We start from the raw sequence: 17,556 nt of genomic DNA on the forward strand, positions 1-17,556 counted from the left end.
GATTCTAATAATTAAGTTAATAATGCTGTTCCCTTCCTTTGACAGGTCAAAAGGTTATAAATCGGCTGATTACTGACTTGGCTGTATTTGATTTTACTCCAGAGGGATTGATTCTCGCGGAAACTCAAGAAGGTGTTTCACTTGATGAAGTATAGAAAAGACGGAGGCTTCTTTTACGATCAGCGCCAATTTGACATGTGGTAATGGGGATCGCCAAAAGACATCTATTACAAGGTAAAGGGATAACACTGCTCATTCCTGTAAGGGGAGAGATATAGATATTTAAAAAGAGAAGCTTTTTCGCCCACCTTGGAACGAAGAACCTTCTCTTTTTTTCTTTTTTAATTCTTCATTATTTCTGATTTTAAATAATGAATATATTTGTTGGCAAAAGTGGACAAATGTTTATTCTCTGATCGAACTAACCCTAAAGAAATATTTACAGTCGGATGATAGACCAAATCAATTGGAACGATATCGCCATTAATGATAAGGGGATAGTTTTTCATTACGAAATCAGGAGCAAATGTAATTGCCAAGTTTTCATTGATCGCTTGGAGAACTCCATCCATATTATTTGAAGTAAATAGGATTTTCAAGGGCTTATATTTATGAAAGAAATCTTGTACAAAATACTGCATGAATTCACCCTTATATGTAACGAGAGTTTGATCAAGAATATCTTGGGGAGTTATAGTGCCAAGAATGGCTAAGGGAGAATGCTTAGAAACATATACTTTCTGCTTTCCTTCGATTAATGCTTCAAAAGCTATTCCTTCCATGTTTATGTTCAAATCACTTGAATACGTAATAAGTCCAATGTCAGTCTTATGCTGTCGAACATCTTCAATTACAGCAGATCCACTTTTATCGGAAACCTCCAAATTCACGTGTGGATAATCATGTCTAAACGATGCAATCGCTTTTACCAGGAACGTCATCAATCCGGGTAATGACGATATTTTTAGTTCCCCCACTTCCGTGGAATTCAATAAGTTAGCAGTCACTTTTATTTCCTCAAGTTTTTTTTGTACTTCATAGGCGAGTTTCAAAATGATTCTTCCTTCATCGGTTGGGACAGCGCCATGTCCCCGTGACCGCTTAAGAACTTTTATCCCCAGCTCCTTTTCCAAGTTGGTTATGGACTGGCTGATGTTGGATTGAGTCACATGGAGATTCTGTGCTGCGATGGACAGGGAACTGTATTTTGCGACTTCTACGATATATATTAATTGTTCAATATTCATGACCATTCTCCTTTTTACATTAGTAATACTTACTTACCATATTAAAATCTTTAATTTTATTTAATTATAATTTATTAGTATAATCAATATCAATAATATTTAAAAATCTTTGAATATTCTAAAAATAGGAGGAGAACTAGAATGTCAATAAACCAATTGTTTGATTTAAATGGTAAGACAGCAATCGTTACCGGAGGAGGCAGCGGGTTAGGGCGTGTAATGGCATTGGCGTTGGCAGAAGCCGGAGCAAACGTTGTAGTATGTTCACGGCGTTTAGAGGTTTGCGAAGCAGTTGTAAAAGAAATCGAGGCGTTAGGAAGACAGGCACTCGTTCTATCGGTGGATGTCACAGATCGGGAATCTGTCGTTCGAGGTGTGGAGAAAGCGGTTTCTCATTTTGGGGAAATCGAAATTTTAGTGAATAGCAGCGGAACAGTTTTTGAGTCTCCTGCTACGGATATGCCTTTAGAACAATGGCAAGCTATGCTGGATACGAATGTGACAGGAACATTCTTAATGTGTCAGGAAGTTGGAAAACATATGATTGATAACGAATACGGTAAAATCATTAATATTTCTTCTAGTATCGGCTTTAAAGGTGTTGACCCGGAAGCTGTAGATTCTGTCGGATATACAACTAGTAAGGGTGCAGTAATGACTTTAACGAAGGATCTTGCTGTTAAGTGGGGCCGACATGGAGTGTACGTAAATTCCATTGCCCCTGGAGTTTTCACTACAGGAATGAATAACCCAGAAATACCGGGAACACTTGTACACAAAGCAGGCCCTTTCATTGCCTCACAAGTTCCAGTTAGAAGATTAGGCAGTGACAATGATGTGGTAGGTGCACTCCTTTACCTTGCTTCAGCTGCATCTGATTATTGTACTGGACATATTTTGACGCTTGATGGTGGACTTGGGGCTAAGTAAATTTCATTCAAATAACGTGATTACGTAAATTAATCATACTTAATTGCAATTAAAAAATACCAATTTTACTTAACTGATAATTACAAATATACTGAAATTAATAAATTCAAACTAGTTATTTTGCTTACTGATGAAAGCGATAACAATATGCGGATTTATTAAATATTATTGGAAGAGGGGATTTTAAGTGAGTAATTTAAAAGATGTAAAAGAAGTAGAAGTATTTCATGCAGGGAATGTTAGTGTAGATGAATTGCCTTGGATTCCATATTTTGGGGATTCTAAATTTAAATTGCTTAAAGCCAACCCTGTGACAGGACAGACGGTTACTTTATTAAGTGTTCCTGCGAAAATGCAGCTTCCGGCCCATTTCCATCCTGGAACAGTCATTGTATATACCGTCCAAGGGTCTTGGAGATATCTCGAGGAGCCTTGGATCTCCAAACCTGGTGACATGGTTTATGAGCCTGCAGGCTCCAAACATACGCCGATAGCGGTAGGGGATGAAGATGTTATCACCTTCAATATTGTAGAAGGAACATTAGACTATTTGGGTGAAGAAGGAGAAATTCTTGCCAGAGACAATTGGGAAACATTCCTGAAAAGATACTATGAACATTGCGCGGCTGAAGGAATTGAACCTATTGATGTGACTAAATTTTGATACTTAAATTTATAAAAAAAGGAGAAGTCGGCGTCCACATGACGAAGAGGCTTCTCTTTTTTCTGAGCTTTTTCATTTTCTAATATTAGTAATAATAATTTATACATTATTTTTTTTAATTTTATTTTATTAAAACTTATAAGTATAATCATTAATATAATAATATTTTTACAATTTCCAATATTCAAATTTAACAAATAATAATGTTGGGAGGAATAATGTTAAATGACAGTAGAGACGGTTTTGATTACTGGTGCTACAAAAGGGATCGGATATGAATTCACAAAAGTATTTGCAGAGCATTGTTATAACTTGGTATTAGTTGCCAGAGATTCGGCGTTGTTGGAACAACAAGCCGAGAGTCTAAAAAAGGAATATGGCGTGCAAGTGAATACTTTTGCCGGCGATTTGAGTAACCATACAACGGTAGAGAGCTTGCATCGATACTTGAAAAGTGAGGGAATCGAAATCAATATTTTGATTAATAATGCTGGAGCTGGCGGATTAGGGTTGATGACGGAATTGGATATTCAAAAAGAAATGGAATACCTACAGCTCAACATGATCTCGCTCACGTATTTAACTAGACTTATTGCGGATGACATGGTGAAACGAAAGCAAGGTAAAATTTTAAACGTGGCTTCAACAGCAGCTTTTCAGCCAACTCCACGGATGTCGATGTATGGGGCCAGCAAATCTTACGTCTTATTCTTTACGGAAGCAATTGCGGAAGAACTTAAAGGAACCGGAGTTCAAGCTTCTGTATTATGTCCCCCTTCTACCAAAACGCCGCTCACGCAAGGGTTGGCTTCAACAAGAACAAAAATTTTCATTAAGAACTTAATTGAACCGGAAGCTGTTGCCAAGTGCGGATTTGAAGGGTTAATGAAAAATAAAACTGTTATCATTCCAGGCTTTAAAAATAAACTCATGGCTAAATCTGTGGGATTGCTGCCGAGGAAATGGGTAACCATCTATACCCGAAAGCTTATCGAACAAAAAGTGTAAATAGCATTATAGTCCTGTCCTTGAAAGGGTTGGAGTTTTTAAAAGTATTATCTTTATAGATTTAAGATGGAAATAGCTTACATAGTTTTTCAGAGGATATCTTGTTAGGAATAACAAAATCAAAAAAGGGGACTAATGATGAATTTTTTATTATCTAAGGAACATCAAATGATGCAAAAAATGGTGCGAGAGTTTGCTCTCAACGAATGTGAACCTACTGCTGCTCAACGTGATGAAGAGGAATACTTTGATATCAAGATTTGGCAAAAGATGGCGGAACTTGGTTTATGCGGCATTCCTTGGCCAGAAGAGTACGGAGGTGCAGGTGCCGATTACTTGAGTTATGTGATTGCGGTGGAGGAATTGTCACGGGTGGACGCTTCAATTGGGACCACGCTTTCCGCACATACATCGTTAGCCGGATGGCCGGTTTACAAGTTTGGAACGGAACATCAAAAGCAAAAATATTTGCGGGCCATGGCGGAAGGAAAAAACATGGGTGCGTATTGCTTGACGGAATCTGGATCTGGATCTGATGCCAGTGGAATGCGAACAACAGCCGTTCTAGAAGGAGATGAATGGGTCTTGAACGGATCGAAGGTTTTTATCACCAACGGAGGCTATGCCGACACTTATATCGTTTTCGCACAGACCAACTCGGCACTAAAGCATAAAGGCATTTCGGCGTTTATTGTGGAAAAGGGCTTTCCAGGTTTCTCTGTAGGAAAGAAGGAAAAAAAGCTGGGCATTCGCTCTTCCGCCACGACTGAGGTCATTTTTGGGGACTGCCGCGTTCCAAAGGACAATCTCTTGGGCCAAGTGGGGGAAGGGTTCCAGATTGCCATGATGACTCTTGACGGCGGTCGGAACGGAATCGCTTCCCAAGCTGTTGGAATCGCTCAAGGAGCATTTGATAATGCTGTAGCATTTGCAAAGGATCGCGTCCAATTTGGCAAACCGATTAGCTCACTTCAAGCTATTCAATTCAAATTAGCCGATATGGCCACAAAAATCGAAGCTGCCCGTTTATTGACGTATCAGGCGGCATGGCGTGAGGATCAAGGAATTCCTTACGGACTTCAATCTGCAATGTCCAAACTATTTGCTGGAGACACCGCCATGGAAGTAGCGGTGGAGGCCGTTCAAGTATTCGGCGGATATGGATACACAAGGGAATACCCGGTAGAACGTTATATGAGAGATGCTAAAATCACCCAAATCTATGAAGGGACGCAAGAGATTCAGCGTCTTGTTATTGCCGGAAATCTGCTTAAAGCATAGAAAAAACTCAAAATTAACGAAAACAGGAATGTAATCTATTAAGATCCCGAAGCCCCTATCTTTCAAGTAGCGGATAAGGGATTGTGGGGATTTGTTTGAGGTGATCCGCTTCTGACGAAAGAAATTAAAAAAGTTCTAGTAAATTCTTAAAAAATATCGGGATAGAACATGTTTTACTCCTGATTCATGAGTGCATCTCTTCTTAATAAAAATCTGCTCTAAATGAAGTGAGTGATAGACAAAAATAAATTTTGGAAAGGAAATGTATATGTTTAAAAAGGTTCTTATTGCTAATCGAGGAGAAATTGCTGTCCGTGTGATTAGGGCTTGTAAGGAAATGGGGATATCTACGGTCGCTGTATATTCTGAAGCAGATCGTGAAGCTCTGCATGTACGTCTAGCAGATGAAGCCTATTGCATTGGACCACACCTATCATCTAAGAGCTACTTGAATATGAAAAATCTATTAATTGTGGCTCAACTATCTTATGCAGATGCTATCCATCCTGGCTACGGATTTTTAGCGGAAAGTGCAGAATTTGCCAATATGTGTATTGAGAACGATATCATTTTTATTGGACCATCACCTGAGGCAATCAGTAAGATGGGGGCGAAAGCGGTAGCCAGAGAAACGATGGAAGCTGCGGGTGTACCAATTGTTCCAGGTACGGATGGAATTATTGATGATATTGACGACGCTGTGGTCACAGCAAGAAGTATCGGGTATCCCGTTATTGTTAAAGCCACTGCTGGTGGTGGTGGAAAAGGGATGCGGGTTGCTGAATGCGAGGAAGAGTTAAAAAATGCGATTTCAATGGCGCAGCAAGAAGCAGCTACAGCTTTTGGTAATGCAGGTGTTTATTTAGAAAAGTACATTGAAGAGCCTCGACACATCGAAATCCAAATTATGGGTGATTCCTTTGGCAATGTCGTGCACTTAGGGGAACGTGATTGCTCAATCCAGAGACGCCATCAAAAGCTAATTGAAGAAGCGCCATCCCCTGCACTTGATGAAGAACTAAGAACGAAAATGGGAGAGGCGGCATTGAAAGCAGCGAAGGCCGTACAATATTCAGGGGCAGGCACGATTGAATTTTTACTAGATAAACATAAAAATTTTTACTTTATGGAAATGAACACACGTATTCAAGTTGAACACCCAGTTACAGAACTTATAACAGGAGTAGACTTAATCAAAGAACAATTACTTGTTGCCTCAGGTCATAGGCTATCTGTCAAACAAGAAGATATTCATATCAATGGTTGGGCGATCGAATGCCGGATTAATGCAGAAAATCCTGATAAAAAATTTATGCCATCCCCTGGGAAAATTGGATTATACCTACCTCCAGGTGGATTTGGAATCCGAGTCGATAGCGCAGTTTATCCAGAATATACGATCTCACCATTTTATGATTCGATGATTGCCAAATTAATCGTACATGGAAAAAATCGTGAAGAAGCAATTGCAAGAATGAAGCGAGCCTTAAGCGAGTTCGTCATTGAAGGAATTGATACTACAATCGCTTTCCACCTTCGCTTATTAGAACATCCGGATTTTAAAGCTGGTAATTTTAACACGAAATTTTTAGAGATGAATGATTTAACGGTTTCCACTAAGTAACTTGTGATGATTTGAAGTATGCAGTGGCACTGGATTATTTAGTAAAGAGAAGAGGTAATGGTGGAAAAACAATTTTTTGTAATTGGTGATGAGAATGACCGGATAATCGGGACTGAACCTATGGGGGAGATTTCATAGTTCCTAAGAAATCTGAAATGAGTAAAGAAAAAATAACAGAAATTAAATTATAGAAGGAGTGTTTCCTCATGTTTAAAATGAATGACATTAAAGAATTAATTCGAGCAGTGGACCGTTCTACAATTGGAGAATTAACGATTAAAGGTGAAAATGATCAGCAAATAACAATTAGTAAACAAATGAATGTCGGACAAGTAGCGCTTATCGAAGAAACACAAGTCCCAGCGACTATTGCTGCCGCACCTGTGAAAGTGGAAGCCGCCCCCGTTCAAAAGCAGGAAGAAATACAAGCACCAGCGACAGATACTGAGGACACATCGGTTCATAAAATTACTTCCCCAATGGTGGGTACATTTTATGGGGCTCCATCACCTGATTCTGATGCCTATGTAAAAGTGGGAGATCAAATAAAAGAAGACACGGTGCTTTGTATTGTTGAAGCCATGAAGCTTATGAATGAGCTTGAAGCGGAAGTTAGTGGTGAAATTGTTGAAATCTTTGTAAAAAATGGTCAGCTTGTTGAATACGGCCAGCCCTTGTTCCTCGTAAAAACAGCATAAGCAATAAAATTTAACACGGATAGGAGAGGACTCACAGCATGGATATGTTCGATAAAATCGAGACCATGGAAGAGCGACGGGAAAAAGTGAAGCTGGGGGGCGGTTATGCACGGATTGATGCCCAGCATGATCGTGGGAAGCTAACTGCAAGAGAGCGTATCGAAATATTAGTGGATGAAGGGACATTCGTTGAAATAAACCCATTCATAGAAAATCGCGGCCTTGAGTATGGATCCGGGGAGGCTCCGGGAGAAGGGGTTGTTACAGGGTACGGTAAGGTTGGTGGGTGCCTTATTTTCCTTTTTGCTCAAGATTTTACTGTTTTCGGCGGAGCCCTAGGCGAAATGCATGCGACGAAGATTACCAAAATCATGGATTTAGCAGCAGAAAATGGAGCACCTATAATCGGATTAAATGACTCAGGTGGAGCACGAATTCAAGAAGGTGTTTTATCACTAGACGGATATGGACACATTTTCTATCGAAACTCCATTTATTCAGGCGTAATTCCACAAATTTCAGTGATAATGGGACCTTGTGCCGGGGGGGCTGTTTATTCCCCTGCGATTACAGATTTCGTTTTCATGGTAGAAAAAACAAGTCAAATGTTTATTACAGGCCCAAAGGTAATTGAGTCGGTAACGGGGGCAAAGATTAACAGTGAGGATTTAGGTGGTGCGTCCGTTCATTCCACAATAAGTGGAAATGCCCATTTTACCGGACCAACAGAAGAAGACGTTTTAAACGAAGTCAGGAGATTAATTGGCTACTTGCCATCAAACTATGAAGAAAAGCCACCCTACAAAGAGCCGGTAAATAAAATTCCGTTAGATGAAAGAATCGATGAACTTCTTGATGTTGTCCCGATTGATGGAACGAAGGTTTATGACGTGCGTAAGGTGATTCATTTAATTGTCGATGATCAAGATTTCATGGAAGTTCAGCCGAAATTCGCTAAAAATATTGTCGTTGGCTTTGGCCGTATAAACGGCGATACAGTCGGTATAATCGCAAATAATCCGAAGATGATGGCTGGTGGTCTTGATATTGATTCATCTGACAAATGTGCTCGCTTCATCCGATTCTGTGACTGCTTTAAGATTCCATTAATTACATTTGAAGACGTGAGTGGCTTTATCCCAGGAATTCAACAAGAGCATGGCGGGATTATCCGGCATGGAGCGAAAATTTTATATGCCTATTCGGAAGCTTTGGTTCCCAAAATTACAGTGATTCTTCGAAAAGCATATGGTGGGGCTTACGTTGCCCTAAACAGTAAAGCAACCGGGGCAGATTTAGTATTTGCTTGGCCTAACGCAGAAATTGCGGTTATGGGACCAGCCGGGGCGGCCAATATCATTTTTGCAAAAGAGATTAATGAAAGTACAGATCCGGAGGCCTTTAGGCAAGAAAAAATCAACGAATATCGCGAACGGTTTGCCAATCCTTACGTCGCATCAGCTAATGGCATTGTTGATGATGTAATTGACCCGAGGGATACAAGAAAAAGTATCGCTAGTGCATTGGAAATGCTAAAAAACAAGAAGAAAGCATTACCTAAGAAAAGGCATGGAAATATCCCTTTATAAACCTTTTCTTTAATGGTTTTTGAACTACCTATATTAATAGAAGAAAAACGTGTGAAGACGACAAAAGAAAAAACGCCTACCGTAAAATGATATAGAAGGGAGAGAGCGATAGCATGGGGATTGATGCTTACCGCAACTTAAAATGGATAAAAAAATAGTGGACCAATTTTCGGAATTTGAGATCCCAAGTAATGAACAGTGGCGTGACCTAACAGAAAAATCTTTAAAAGGAGCTTCTTTTGAAAAAAGACTTATTACAGAAACATATGAAGGAATTTTACTTCAGCCGATGTATCGAAAGGAGGATGCTGCCAATCTTCCTTTTCTGCAGTCCTTGCCAGGTATGGCCCCTTTTACTCGCGGCACTAAAACGCTTATAAATGGATGGGAAATCAATCAGGAAATCAATGTTGGAATACCCGCTTCTTTTAATAAAGTAGCACGGCATGACCTTAGCAAGGGGCAAACCTCATTAAATATTGTCCTTGATACACCAACGAAACGTGGAATAAATGCGAGTGAAGCTACTTCAGAAGTAGGGAAAGCAGGACTATCGATTTCAGGGGTAACCGATGTAGCCGATGCACTAAAAGATATTGACTTTGGTAATGTTCCTATTCACATAGGTGCTGGGGCAAATTCATTGCCACTACTTGCTTTGATTATCGCTCACCTAGAACAGTCCGGACGAGAAGTGGAGGAATTACATGGGTGTATAGGGATGGATCCACTCGCGGAACTAGTAGAAAATGGAACATTAGCTTACGAGTTGGAAGATTGTTATACATTGATGGCCGACATAACAAAATGGGCAAACGAGAATACCCCCCATTTACAAACGGTTCTAATCCAAGGAAATGTCTATCATGACGGTGGAAGTAGTGCGGTTGAAGAATTGGCTTTTTCCTTATCAACAGGTGTCGAATATTTACAAGCACTAACTTCCCAAGGAATTGATATAAATAAAGCCGCCAGCAGTATCCGTTTTTCGTTCTCAATCGGTTCCGGTTATTTTATGGAAATTGCCAAACTTCGGGCCGCAAGAACTCTTTGGGCCAGAATTGTAGAAATGTTTGGTGGGAATGAAGAAGCCCAGAAGATGACGATGCATGCACGAACATCCGCATGGACAAAAACAGTTTTTGATCCCTATGTGAATATGCTGCGCGCTACAACAGAAGCATTTTCTGCAGCAGTCGGTGGGGCTGACAGCATTCATGTTAGTTGCTTTGATGAAGCGATTCAAAAGTCTACCGCTTTTTCACGACGAATTGCAAGGAATGCCTCCATTATTTTAAAAGAAGAGGCTCATATTGCGAGGACAATCGATCCAGCCGGTGGCTCTTGGTACGTAGAAGTACTTACAAATGAGGTTGCCAAAAAGGCATGGGGACTTTTCCAGGAAATAGAGAGAAAAGGTGGGATTTTCCATTCGTTAATAAAAGAATTCCCACAAAATGTGGTTCAACAAACAGCTTCAAAGCGAATGAGGAGCATCGCTCACCGAAAAGATATATTCGTTGGTACCAATATGTATGTGAATTTGGCAGAAAAAGGGGTAGATTGGATAGCGTTAAATGAAACGCCTCAAATCAATGATCATATCATTCAAGTAGCAGGCCGAGCACATATATCGGTAGGAAGTTTAGCCGTAATCTCAAATAAAACAGAGACCGCGATCCAAGCAGCAAAACAAGGTGCATCGTTAGGTGAAATAGCCAATGCAACAGGTATGAAGTCAGAAGCTGTGGTCTGTGTTAAAACAATCAAGCCAACCAGAGGTGCACTTCAGTTTGAAGAACTTCGTCAATCCATTGATGAGATGGCAGAGAAAACTGGAAATCGACCGATTGTATTTCTAGCAAACTTAGGACATATTTCAAATCATAAAGTGCGAGCGGATTTTGCTGCAGGATTTTTTGAAGTAGGCGGTTACGATGTTATTCAAAACAATGGCTTTGGTTCTATAAAAGAAGCAGTCGAGGCAATCGTTGTGTCCATGGCAGATATTGTCATCATTTGCGGGAAAGATGAAGACTATCAACAAGCTGCTATTCCACTTGCAATGTCTATTAAAAAAATGGATGCACAAATAACCATATTATTAGCAGGAAAGCCTAGTGAAGTAGATGAAGTAAGATTTAAAGAGGCTGGAGTAGCTGAATTTGTTCACGGTGGCTCAAACTGCTATGACGTATTAAGTCAACTTCTACAGAAGAAAGGAGTGGCTGTTTCATGACAAAACCAGATTTTACTAAAGTAGCATATACAGATGAAATAGAAGGTGCATTTAGTGAATGGAGTAAACATGCTGAGAAACTTTCTGGAATGTCTTTTGATAATTTAGCCGTTCCGACTTATGAAAAAATTGATGTAAAGCCTCTATACACAAATATGGACACAATAGGAATGAATCATTTAGATTATGTGGCGGGAATAGCACCATTCTTTCGAGGTCCGTACCCAGCTATGTATAAATCACAACCTTGGACGGTTCGTCAATATGCTGGCTTTTCTACGGCGGAAGAAAGTAATGCGTTTTACCGCAGAAACTTAGCTGCAGGACAAAAAGGGCTTTCGATCGCCTTTGATTTAGCTACACATCGTGGGTATGATTCGGATCATCCTAGAGTCGTAGGCGATGTGGGAAAAGCCGGCGTTGCCGTTGATTCCATTCTAGACATGAAGATTTTATTTGATGGAATCCCATTAGATAAAATGTCTGTTTCCATGACGATGAACGGAGCTGTCCTGCCGATCATGGCTTTTTATATCGTGGCAGCTGAAGAACAAGGAGTTCCCCAAGAGAAGCTTTCTGGAACCATTCAAAATGATATTTTAAAAGAATATATGGTTCGTAATACGTACATTTATCCTCCAGAACCGTCAATGAAAATCATAGCAGATATCTTCGAATACACGTCCCAGCATATGCCGAAATTTAATTCCATTAGCATCTCCGGTTATCATATGCAAGAAGCGGGGGCTACCGCCGATATAGAGTTGGGTTATACCCTTGCAGATGGATTAGAGTATGTCAAAACGGGTTTAAAAGCAGGGATTGATATTGATCGATTTGCTCCACGTCTTTCCTTCTTCTGGGCAATCGGAATGAATTACTATATGGAAGTGGCTAAAATGCGTGCAGCCCGTTTAATTTGGGCGAAGCTAATGAAAAGGTTTTACCCGAAAAATGAAAAGTCGTTAGCACTTCGAACCCATTCGCAAACATCTGGATGGAGCTTAACAGAGCAAGACCCATTCAATAATGTTTCACGTACCTGTATTGAAGCGATGGCTGCTGCTCTTGGTCATACACAATCCCTACATACGAACGCACTGGATGAGGCGATTGCCTTACCGACCGATTTTTCTGCCCGAATAGCTCGAAATACCCAATTATACCTTCAGGATGAAACGGGGATAACCAACGTATTAGACCCATGGGGCGGCTCCTATTACGTGGAGTCGCTTACGGCTGAATTACTTGAAAAAGCCTGGGAACATATTGAAGAAATCGAAGCACTTGGCGGAATGGCAAAAGCCATTGAAACAGGACTGCCAAAGATGAGAATTGAAGAAGCGGCTGCTAGAAGACAAGCGCATATTGATTCTGGTAAAGAATCGATCATTGGAGTGAATAAATACCGTTTAGAAAAAGAGGACCCTCTTGAGATATTAGATATTGATAATACTGCTGTCCGTGAAGCGCAAATTCGCCGCTTAGAGCAGCTTCGGGCAGAAAGAGATAAAGCAAAGGTGGAAGCAGCACTTCAAGCGATTACAAAAGCGGCTGAAACTGGAGAAGGAAACCTTCTAGAGCTAGCGGTAAATGCAGCTCGCTCTAGAGCGAGCCTAGGAGAAATTTCGAATGCATACGAACAAGTAGTAGGGAGACATAAAGCAATTATTCGTTCTATTAGCGGAGTGTACAGTGCAGAGTTTGGGGAAGAGGAACAAGTGAAAATTGTCCGTGAAATGTCCGATCAATTTGAAGAGAATGAAGGCCGACGCCCTCGGATCATGATTGCAAAGATGGGACAGGACGGGCATGACCGTGGAGCTAAAGTGATTTCGACTGCATTTGCAGACCTTGGTTTTGATGTTGATATTGGTCCCTTATTCCAAACACCAGAGGAAGCAGCCTTACAGGCCGTGGAAAATGATGTACATGTTTTAGGGATGAGCTCTCTTGCTGCTGGTCATAAAACATTACTTCCTCAAGTCGTGGAAGAGCTGAAGCGTTTAGGCCGTGAAGATATTGCCGTCGTGATTGGCGGTGTTATTCCTGCTCAAGATTACAGTTACTTAATAGAAAAAGGAGCGGCTGCCATATTTGGACCAGGAACGGTTATCCCGATTGCCGCACAACAGGTGATAGAAGAATTAAATCGTCGTCTCGGATTGGTCACTTAAATGACAGAAAAAGAAAGCATTCAATCCAAGCAACTCTTATCGCCAAGACGAAGACACCTTACGGTTGATGATTATGTACAGGGTGTGATGAATGGAAATCGTGCAATTATTGCTCAAGCGATCACCTTAGTTGAAAGCAATTTACCCAAACACATGGAAATGGCACAAAAAGTGCTGAAAGAACTGATTCCATATACAGGAAAATCAATTCGAATCGGCTTTACAGGCGTTCCTGGGGCTGGTAAGAGCACGTTAATTGAATCCTTTGGTATGATGCTCTGTGAGCAAAATCACCGTGTAGCGGTTTTAGCCGTTGACCCAACTAGCAGTGTATCTAGAGGAAGTATTCTAGGTGACAAAACAAGAATGGAACATCTTTCTCGCCACCCACATGCATATGTTCGACCGTCCCCGTCAAGTGGGACGTTAGGAGGGGTCACCAGAAAAAGCCGTGAAACCCTTCTTATTTGTGAGGCAGCAGGGTATGACGTAATAATCGTGGAAACCGTCGGAGTCGGCCAAAGTGAAATAACCGTCCGTTCCATGGTGGATTTTTTCCTAGTTATTATGCTGACTGGTGCAGGGGATGAGCTACAAGGAATGAAAAAAGGGGTGATGGAATTAGCTGATGCTATTTCCATTAATAAAGCGGATGGCGAAAACAAACAAGCTGCCATGAATGCAAAGGCGGAATACAATCGCTTCCTTCATTTCTTACAACCAATCACCGAGGGTTGGGAAACAAAAGCATTTACTGTGTCTGCCATAACGGGTGAAGGTGTATCCAACATTTGGAGAGTCATTCAGAAATATAAACAAGTTACCAGTAGGAATGGATGCTTTGGAAAAAGAAGAAAAGAACAAATGATTGACTGGGTTCATTCTATGATAGAGGACCAATTAAAGGCGAGATTTTATGGTAATCCATCGATGAAAAAAAACATTACTAAAATGGAAGGATTACTTCTTAACGGCCATGCTTCCCCCACACTCGCAGTCCAACAATTATTCAAAATTTATGATGAAAATGGATAGGGTAAGGAAGGTTTTTCATTAAGAAAAGAAAAGGATACCGGGTATAGCCTTATAAGCCATTAGAAAGTATAGAAAGGTGGAAATGTTCTTGGTAAGAACGATAGGAATAGTGGGAGCTGGAACAATGGGAAATGGGATTGCTCAGGTAGTTGCTGAGGCCGGTTATCAAGTCATACTTCAGGATATCGATGAAAAATATGTACAAGTAGGACTAGATGCAATAGAAAAAAATCTCCACAGTAAGGTCACTAAAGGAAAAATGGAAGGGAAAGAGGCACAGGAGATATTATCGCGAATTCATGGCACAGTGAACTTGCATGACTTGTCAGAAGTTGACGTTGTTATTGAGGCAATTATTGAAAAAATGGAAGTGAAAAAGGAAATATACAAACGCCTTGATTCGATATGTAAAGAAATTACAGTTTTAGCATCCAATACTTCTGGTTTAAGTATTACGGAAATTGCAGGCTCTACGAACAGACCCGATAAGGTTCTAGGAATGCACTTTTTCAATCCAGTCCTTGTGATGGAGTTAGTAGAAATTATTAAAGGATCGCGTACATCGGAGGAATCTATTCAGTTGATCAGTAATTTGGTTGATCGTTTAGGAAAAAAGAGTATTTTGGTTAATGATGCCCCTCTGTTTGTAGTGAACCGAATATTAGCATCTATGCTTAATGAGGCAATCTTTCTTCGGTACGAAGGAACTGCTAGTGCTGAGGACATTGATCAAGCAATGATGTTAGGAGCAAATCATCCAATCGGTCCTTTAGCATTAGCAGATTTAATCGGACTTGATACGTTGTTATACGTTATTGAAACTTTATATTCCGAAACGGCAGATTCCAAGTATCGGCCATGCCCGTTACTTAAGAAATTAGTAAGGGCAGGACATCTAGGGAAAAAGAGTGGGATAGGCTTTTATAGTTATCAATAGATTAGTAATTTATCGGATAATAAAAATAAGTTTCCAAATCAAGCAATTCAAATGTTTGTTAAAGGGTACTAAAAAAAGCAATGTGAAAATAATGAACCATTGGGAGATATTATATCGTTCTCGTAAGCATTCAGTTAATCAAAATGTTTTTATTTCCAGATACTATAACGAACCACAAACTTTTGTGGAAGAAATGGTCAATCAGAAAGAACGTTTAAAAGGTTCTGCTTTACACATAAATATAGCAGGAAGCCCTTTATTGTATGCACGAGAAGGATATTTCCCTTATTTTCAAGTTAAGACATTTTTATCCACTTCAATGTTAAAAATGTAATGGAAAAAGGAACTGCGATTATATCCCAATCAATCTATCGGAAATTCCAAAATGGAATTTCTGTAGAAGCGATTCGGTATAAAATTAGAAGGTAAAATAAAGAAATGGAAAAGATGTTTTCCATCCATCAAATCGAATCAAACAATCTTCAATAAAGGAGAATGAATTATGAGTCATGTTTATATTTTAGGCGGATCCAGGACGCCGTTCGGGAGTTTTGGAGGGGTATTAAAGGATGTTTCTGCTATCGATCTTGGAGTGATCGCAACTAAAGGAGCCATTGAAAAAAGTAATATTTCAGTTGAAGAGGTTGAGCATGTTTTTGCAGGGAATGTGATACATACTTCGAAAAATGCCTCCTACCTATCCAGGCATATTGCTTTGAAAACTGGGATTCCAGTAGAGAGCCCCGCTTTAACTCTCAATCGTTTATGCGGTTCTGGATTGCAAGCGGTCGTATCGGCAGCTCAGTCGATCCTTTTAAAGGATGCTGAAGTCGCTCTAGCCTTGGGAACCGAAAATATGAGCCAATCTCCTCACGTATTACGAGATGTCCGCTTTGGTACGGGTTTAAAGTCTCCAGAGATGGACGACATGCTTTGGGCGACTTTGAGCGATGAATATATAGGGTGTGGGATGGGAGTAACAGCGGAAACGCTTGCTGAAAAATATGAACTAACCCGAGACGATCAAGATAGTTTGGCTGTTCAATCACACCAAAAATCAGCAAAGGCCCAACTGTCGGGGCGATTTCAACAAGAGATTTCCCCTGTCACGATATTCACCAAAAAAGGAAAGGAAATAACCATTTTAGAAGACGAACATATTCGCCATAATACTTCAATTGAAGGATTAGCGAAACTGAAACCAACTTTTAAAAAGGATGGGACCGTAACGGCAGGTAATGCCAGTGGTATTAATGATGGGGCAGCTGCCTTAATACTTGGAAGTGAATCCTTCCTTCAAACCAATCACAATGTGAAGCCATTGGCAAGAATCATATCCTGGGGAATTGCGGGGGTAGACCCAAATATTATGGGCATTGGACCAGTTCCTGCTAGTCAATTAGCTTTACGGAAAGCAGGACTCAATATTAAAGATATCGATTTGTTCGAAATCAATGAAGCATTCTCTGCCCAGTATCTTGCAGTAGAGAGGGAGCTTGGGTTGAACCGGGAAAAAGTTAACGTAAATGGTGGAGCAATCGCATTAGGTCATCCAGTTGGGGCTAGTGGAGCTAGAATTATATATTCATTGGCACTAGAGTTAAGGAATCAAGGAAAGAAGTATGGACTAGCCTCCCTCTGTATTGGAGGAGGACAAGGAATCTCAGTAATCATTGAGGCTCTTTGAACATGTGAATCTTTTATGGAAGTAAGCATAATAGGAAGCAGCCAATAGCTAGCGAGTTATTATAATATCTTTGAGTCTGAAAAGAGCAAATACATTGCTCTTTTTCTTACTTTGGCCAAACTTTGCGAACATGACATATTTGCTACCCTAAACTATCAACTTTAAAAGATAATCGGAATTAGATAGGTGGGGGAACTAAGTTGTTTTTACCTACCAAACCCAGTAGGTAATTTTAAACGCCCTAAATGGCATTTAAAACCGTAGACTAAAGTCGGTCTATATAAAAGTTAAAACAATAATGTTGATTGGATCGCCCGCGGAAAGCGAGTCCCTAGAGGAAACGTTCAAATTGTAAACCTTTAAAAAGCTGTAGACAAACTCGATTATCGAGTTCGCCTACAGGCTGAAACGCTCTAAATGGCGTTTTGTTAATGGTAGGG

13 protein-coding genes and 1 pseudogene are annotated in these 17,556 nt (G+C 40.3%); 13 read left to right on the forward strand and 1 reads right to left on the reverse strand.

The features are described 5' to 3' along the window. Positions 1 to 26: 26 nt before the first annotated feature. Positions 27 to 238 (forward strand): annotated as a pseudogene (locus QNH43_RS09365) (succinyl-CoA--3-ketoacid-CoA transferase); the annotation flags it as partial. Between the two features lie 103 nt (positions 239 to 341). On the opposite strand, the gene QNH43_RS09370 reads toward QNH43_RS09365, so the two are convergent. Beyond that, a complete protein-coding gene (locus QNH43_RS09370; RefSeq protein WP_283917593.1) occupies positions 342 to 1,247 on the reverse strand; it encodes a LysR family transcriptional regulator in 906 nt (301 codons plus the stop codon). 141 nt (positions 1,248 to 1,388) lie between these two features. Here QNH43_RS09370 and QNH43_RS09375 point away from each other — a divergent pair, with 141 nt between their 5' ends. The 12 genes from QNH43_RS09375 (at position 1,389) to QNH43_RS09430 (ending at position 17,116) form a co-directional block, all read left to right on the forward strand. Then, entirely contained in the window at positions 1,389 to 2,177 is a 789-nt protein-coding gene (locus tag QNH43_RS09375) for an SDR family NAD(P)-dependent oxidoreductase (protein WP_283917594.1), read from the forward strand. A gap of 187 nt (positions 2,178 to 2,364) precedes the next feature. Beyond that, entirely contained in the window at positions 2,365 to 2,841 is a 477-nt protein-coding gene (locus tag QNH43_RS09380) for a 2,4'-dihydroxyacetophenone dioxygenase family protein (RefSeq protein WP_283917595.1), read from the forward strand. A gap of 225 nt (positions 2,842 to 3,066) precedes the next feature. Then, positions 3,067 to 3,849 (forward strand): SDR family NAD(P)-dependent oxidoreductase, encoded by a 783-nt coding sequence (locus tag QNH43_RS09385; protein WP_283917596.1) that lies wholly within the window; start codon positions 3,067 to 3,069, stop codon positions 3,847 to 3,849. Positions 3,850 to 3,987: 138 nt separating this feature from the next. Continuing rightward, entirely contained in the window at positions 3,988 to 5,130 is a 1,143-nt protein-coding gene (locus QNH43_RS09390; protein WP_283917597.1) for an acyl-CoA dehydrogenase, read from the forward strand. A 268-nt stretch (positions 5,131 to 5,398) separates the two neighbouring features. Then, positions 5,399 to 6,754 (forward strand): acetyl-CoA carboxylase biotin carboxylase subunit, encoded by a 1,356-nt coding sequence (accC, locus tag QNH43_RS09395; protein WP_283917598.1) that lies wholly within the window; start codon positions 5,399 to 5,401, stop codon positions 6,752 to 6,754. A gap of 206 nt (positions 6,755 to 6,960) precedes the next feature. Further along, positions 6,961 to 7,452, forward strand: coding sequence for an acetyl-CoA carboxylase biotin carboxyl carrier protein (accB, locus tag QNH43_RS09400; RefSeq protein WP_283917599.1), 492 nt, complete (start codon positions 6,961 to 6,963; stop codon positions 7,450 to 7,452). A 38-nt stretch (positions 7,453 to 7,490) separates the two neighbouring features. Next, positions 7,491 to 9,041 (forward strand): acyl-CoA carboxylase subunit beta, encoded by a 1,551-nt coding sequence (locus QNH43_RS09405; protein ID WP_283917600.1) that lies wholly within the window; start codon positions 7,491 to 7,493, stop codon positions 9,039 to 9,041. A 157-nt stretch (positions 9,042 to 9,198) separates the two neighbouring features. Continuing rightward, entirely contained in the window at positions 9,199 to 11,280 is a 2,082-nt protein-coding gene (locus QNH43_RS09410) for a methylmalonyl-CoA mutase family protein (RefSeq protein WP_283917601.1), read from the forward strand. Continuing rightward, positions 11,277 to 13,457, forward strand: coding sequence for a methylmalonyl-CoA mutase (gene scpA / locus QNH43_RS09415; protein WP_283917602.1), 2,181 nt, complete (start codon positions 11,277 to 11,279; stop codon positions 13,455 to 13,457). Before QNH43_RS09410 ends, scpA begins: the two co-directional genes overlap by 4 nt. Further along, positions 13,458 to 14,492, forward strand: a complete 1,035-nt coding sequence (meaB, locus tag QNH43_RS09420; RefSeq protein ID WP_283917603.1) for a methylmalonyl Co-A mutase-associated GTPase MeaB — start codon at positions 13,458 to 13,460, stop codon at positions 14,490 to 14,492. Between the two features lie 88 nt (positions 14,493 to 14,580). Then, a complete protein-coding gene (locus QNH43_RS09425; protein ID WP_283917604.1) occupies positions 14,581 to 15,429 on the forward strand; it encodes a 3-hydroxybutyryl-CoA dehydrogenase in 849 nt (282 codons plus the stop codon). Positions 15,430 to 15,931: 502 nt separating this feature from the next. Beyond that, complete coding sequence (locus QNH43_RS09430) at positions 15,932 to 17,116, forward strand: acetyl-CoA C-acetyltransferase (RefSeq protein ID WP_283917605.1); 1,185 nt, start codon at positions 15,932 to 15,934, stop codon at positions 17,114 to 17,116. The last annotated feature ends 440 nt before the right edge of the window (positions 17,117 to 17,556 follow it).

The organism is Peribacillus simplex, assembly GCF_030123325.1.
Taxonomy (GTDB): domain Bacteria; phylum Bacillota; class Bacilli; order Bacillales; family DSM-1321; genus Peribacillus; species Peribacillus simplex_D.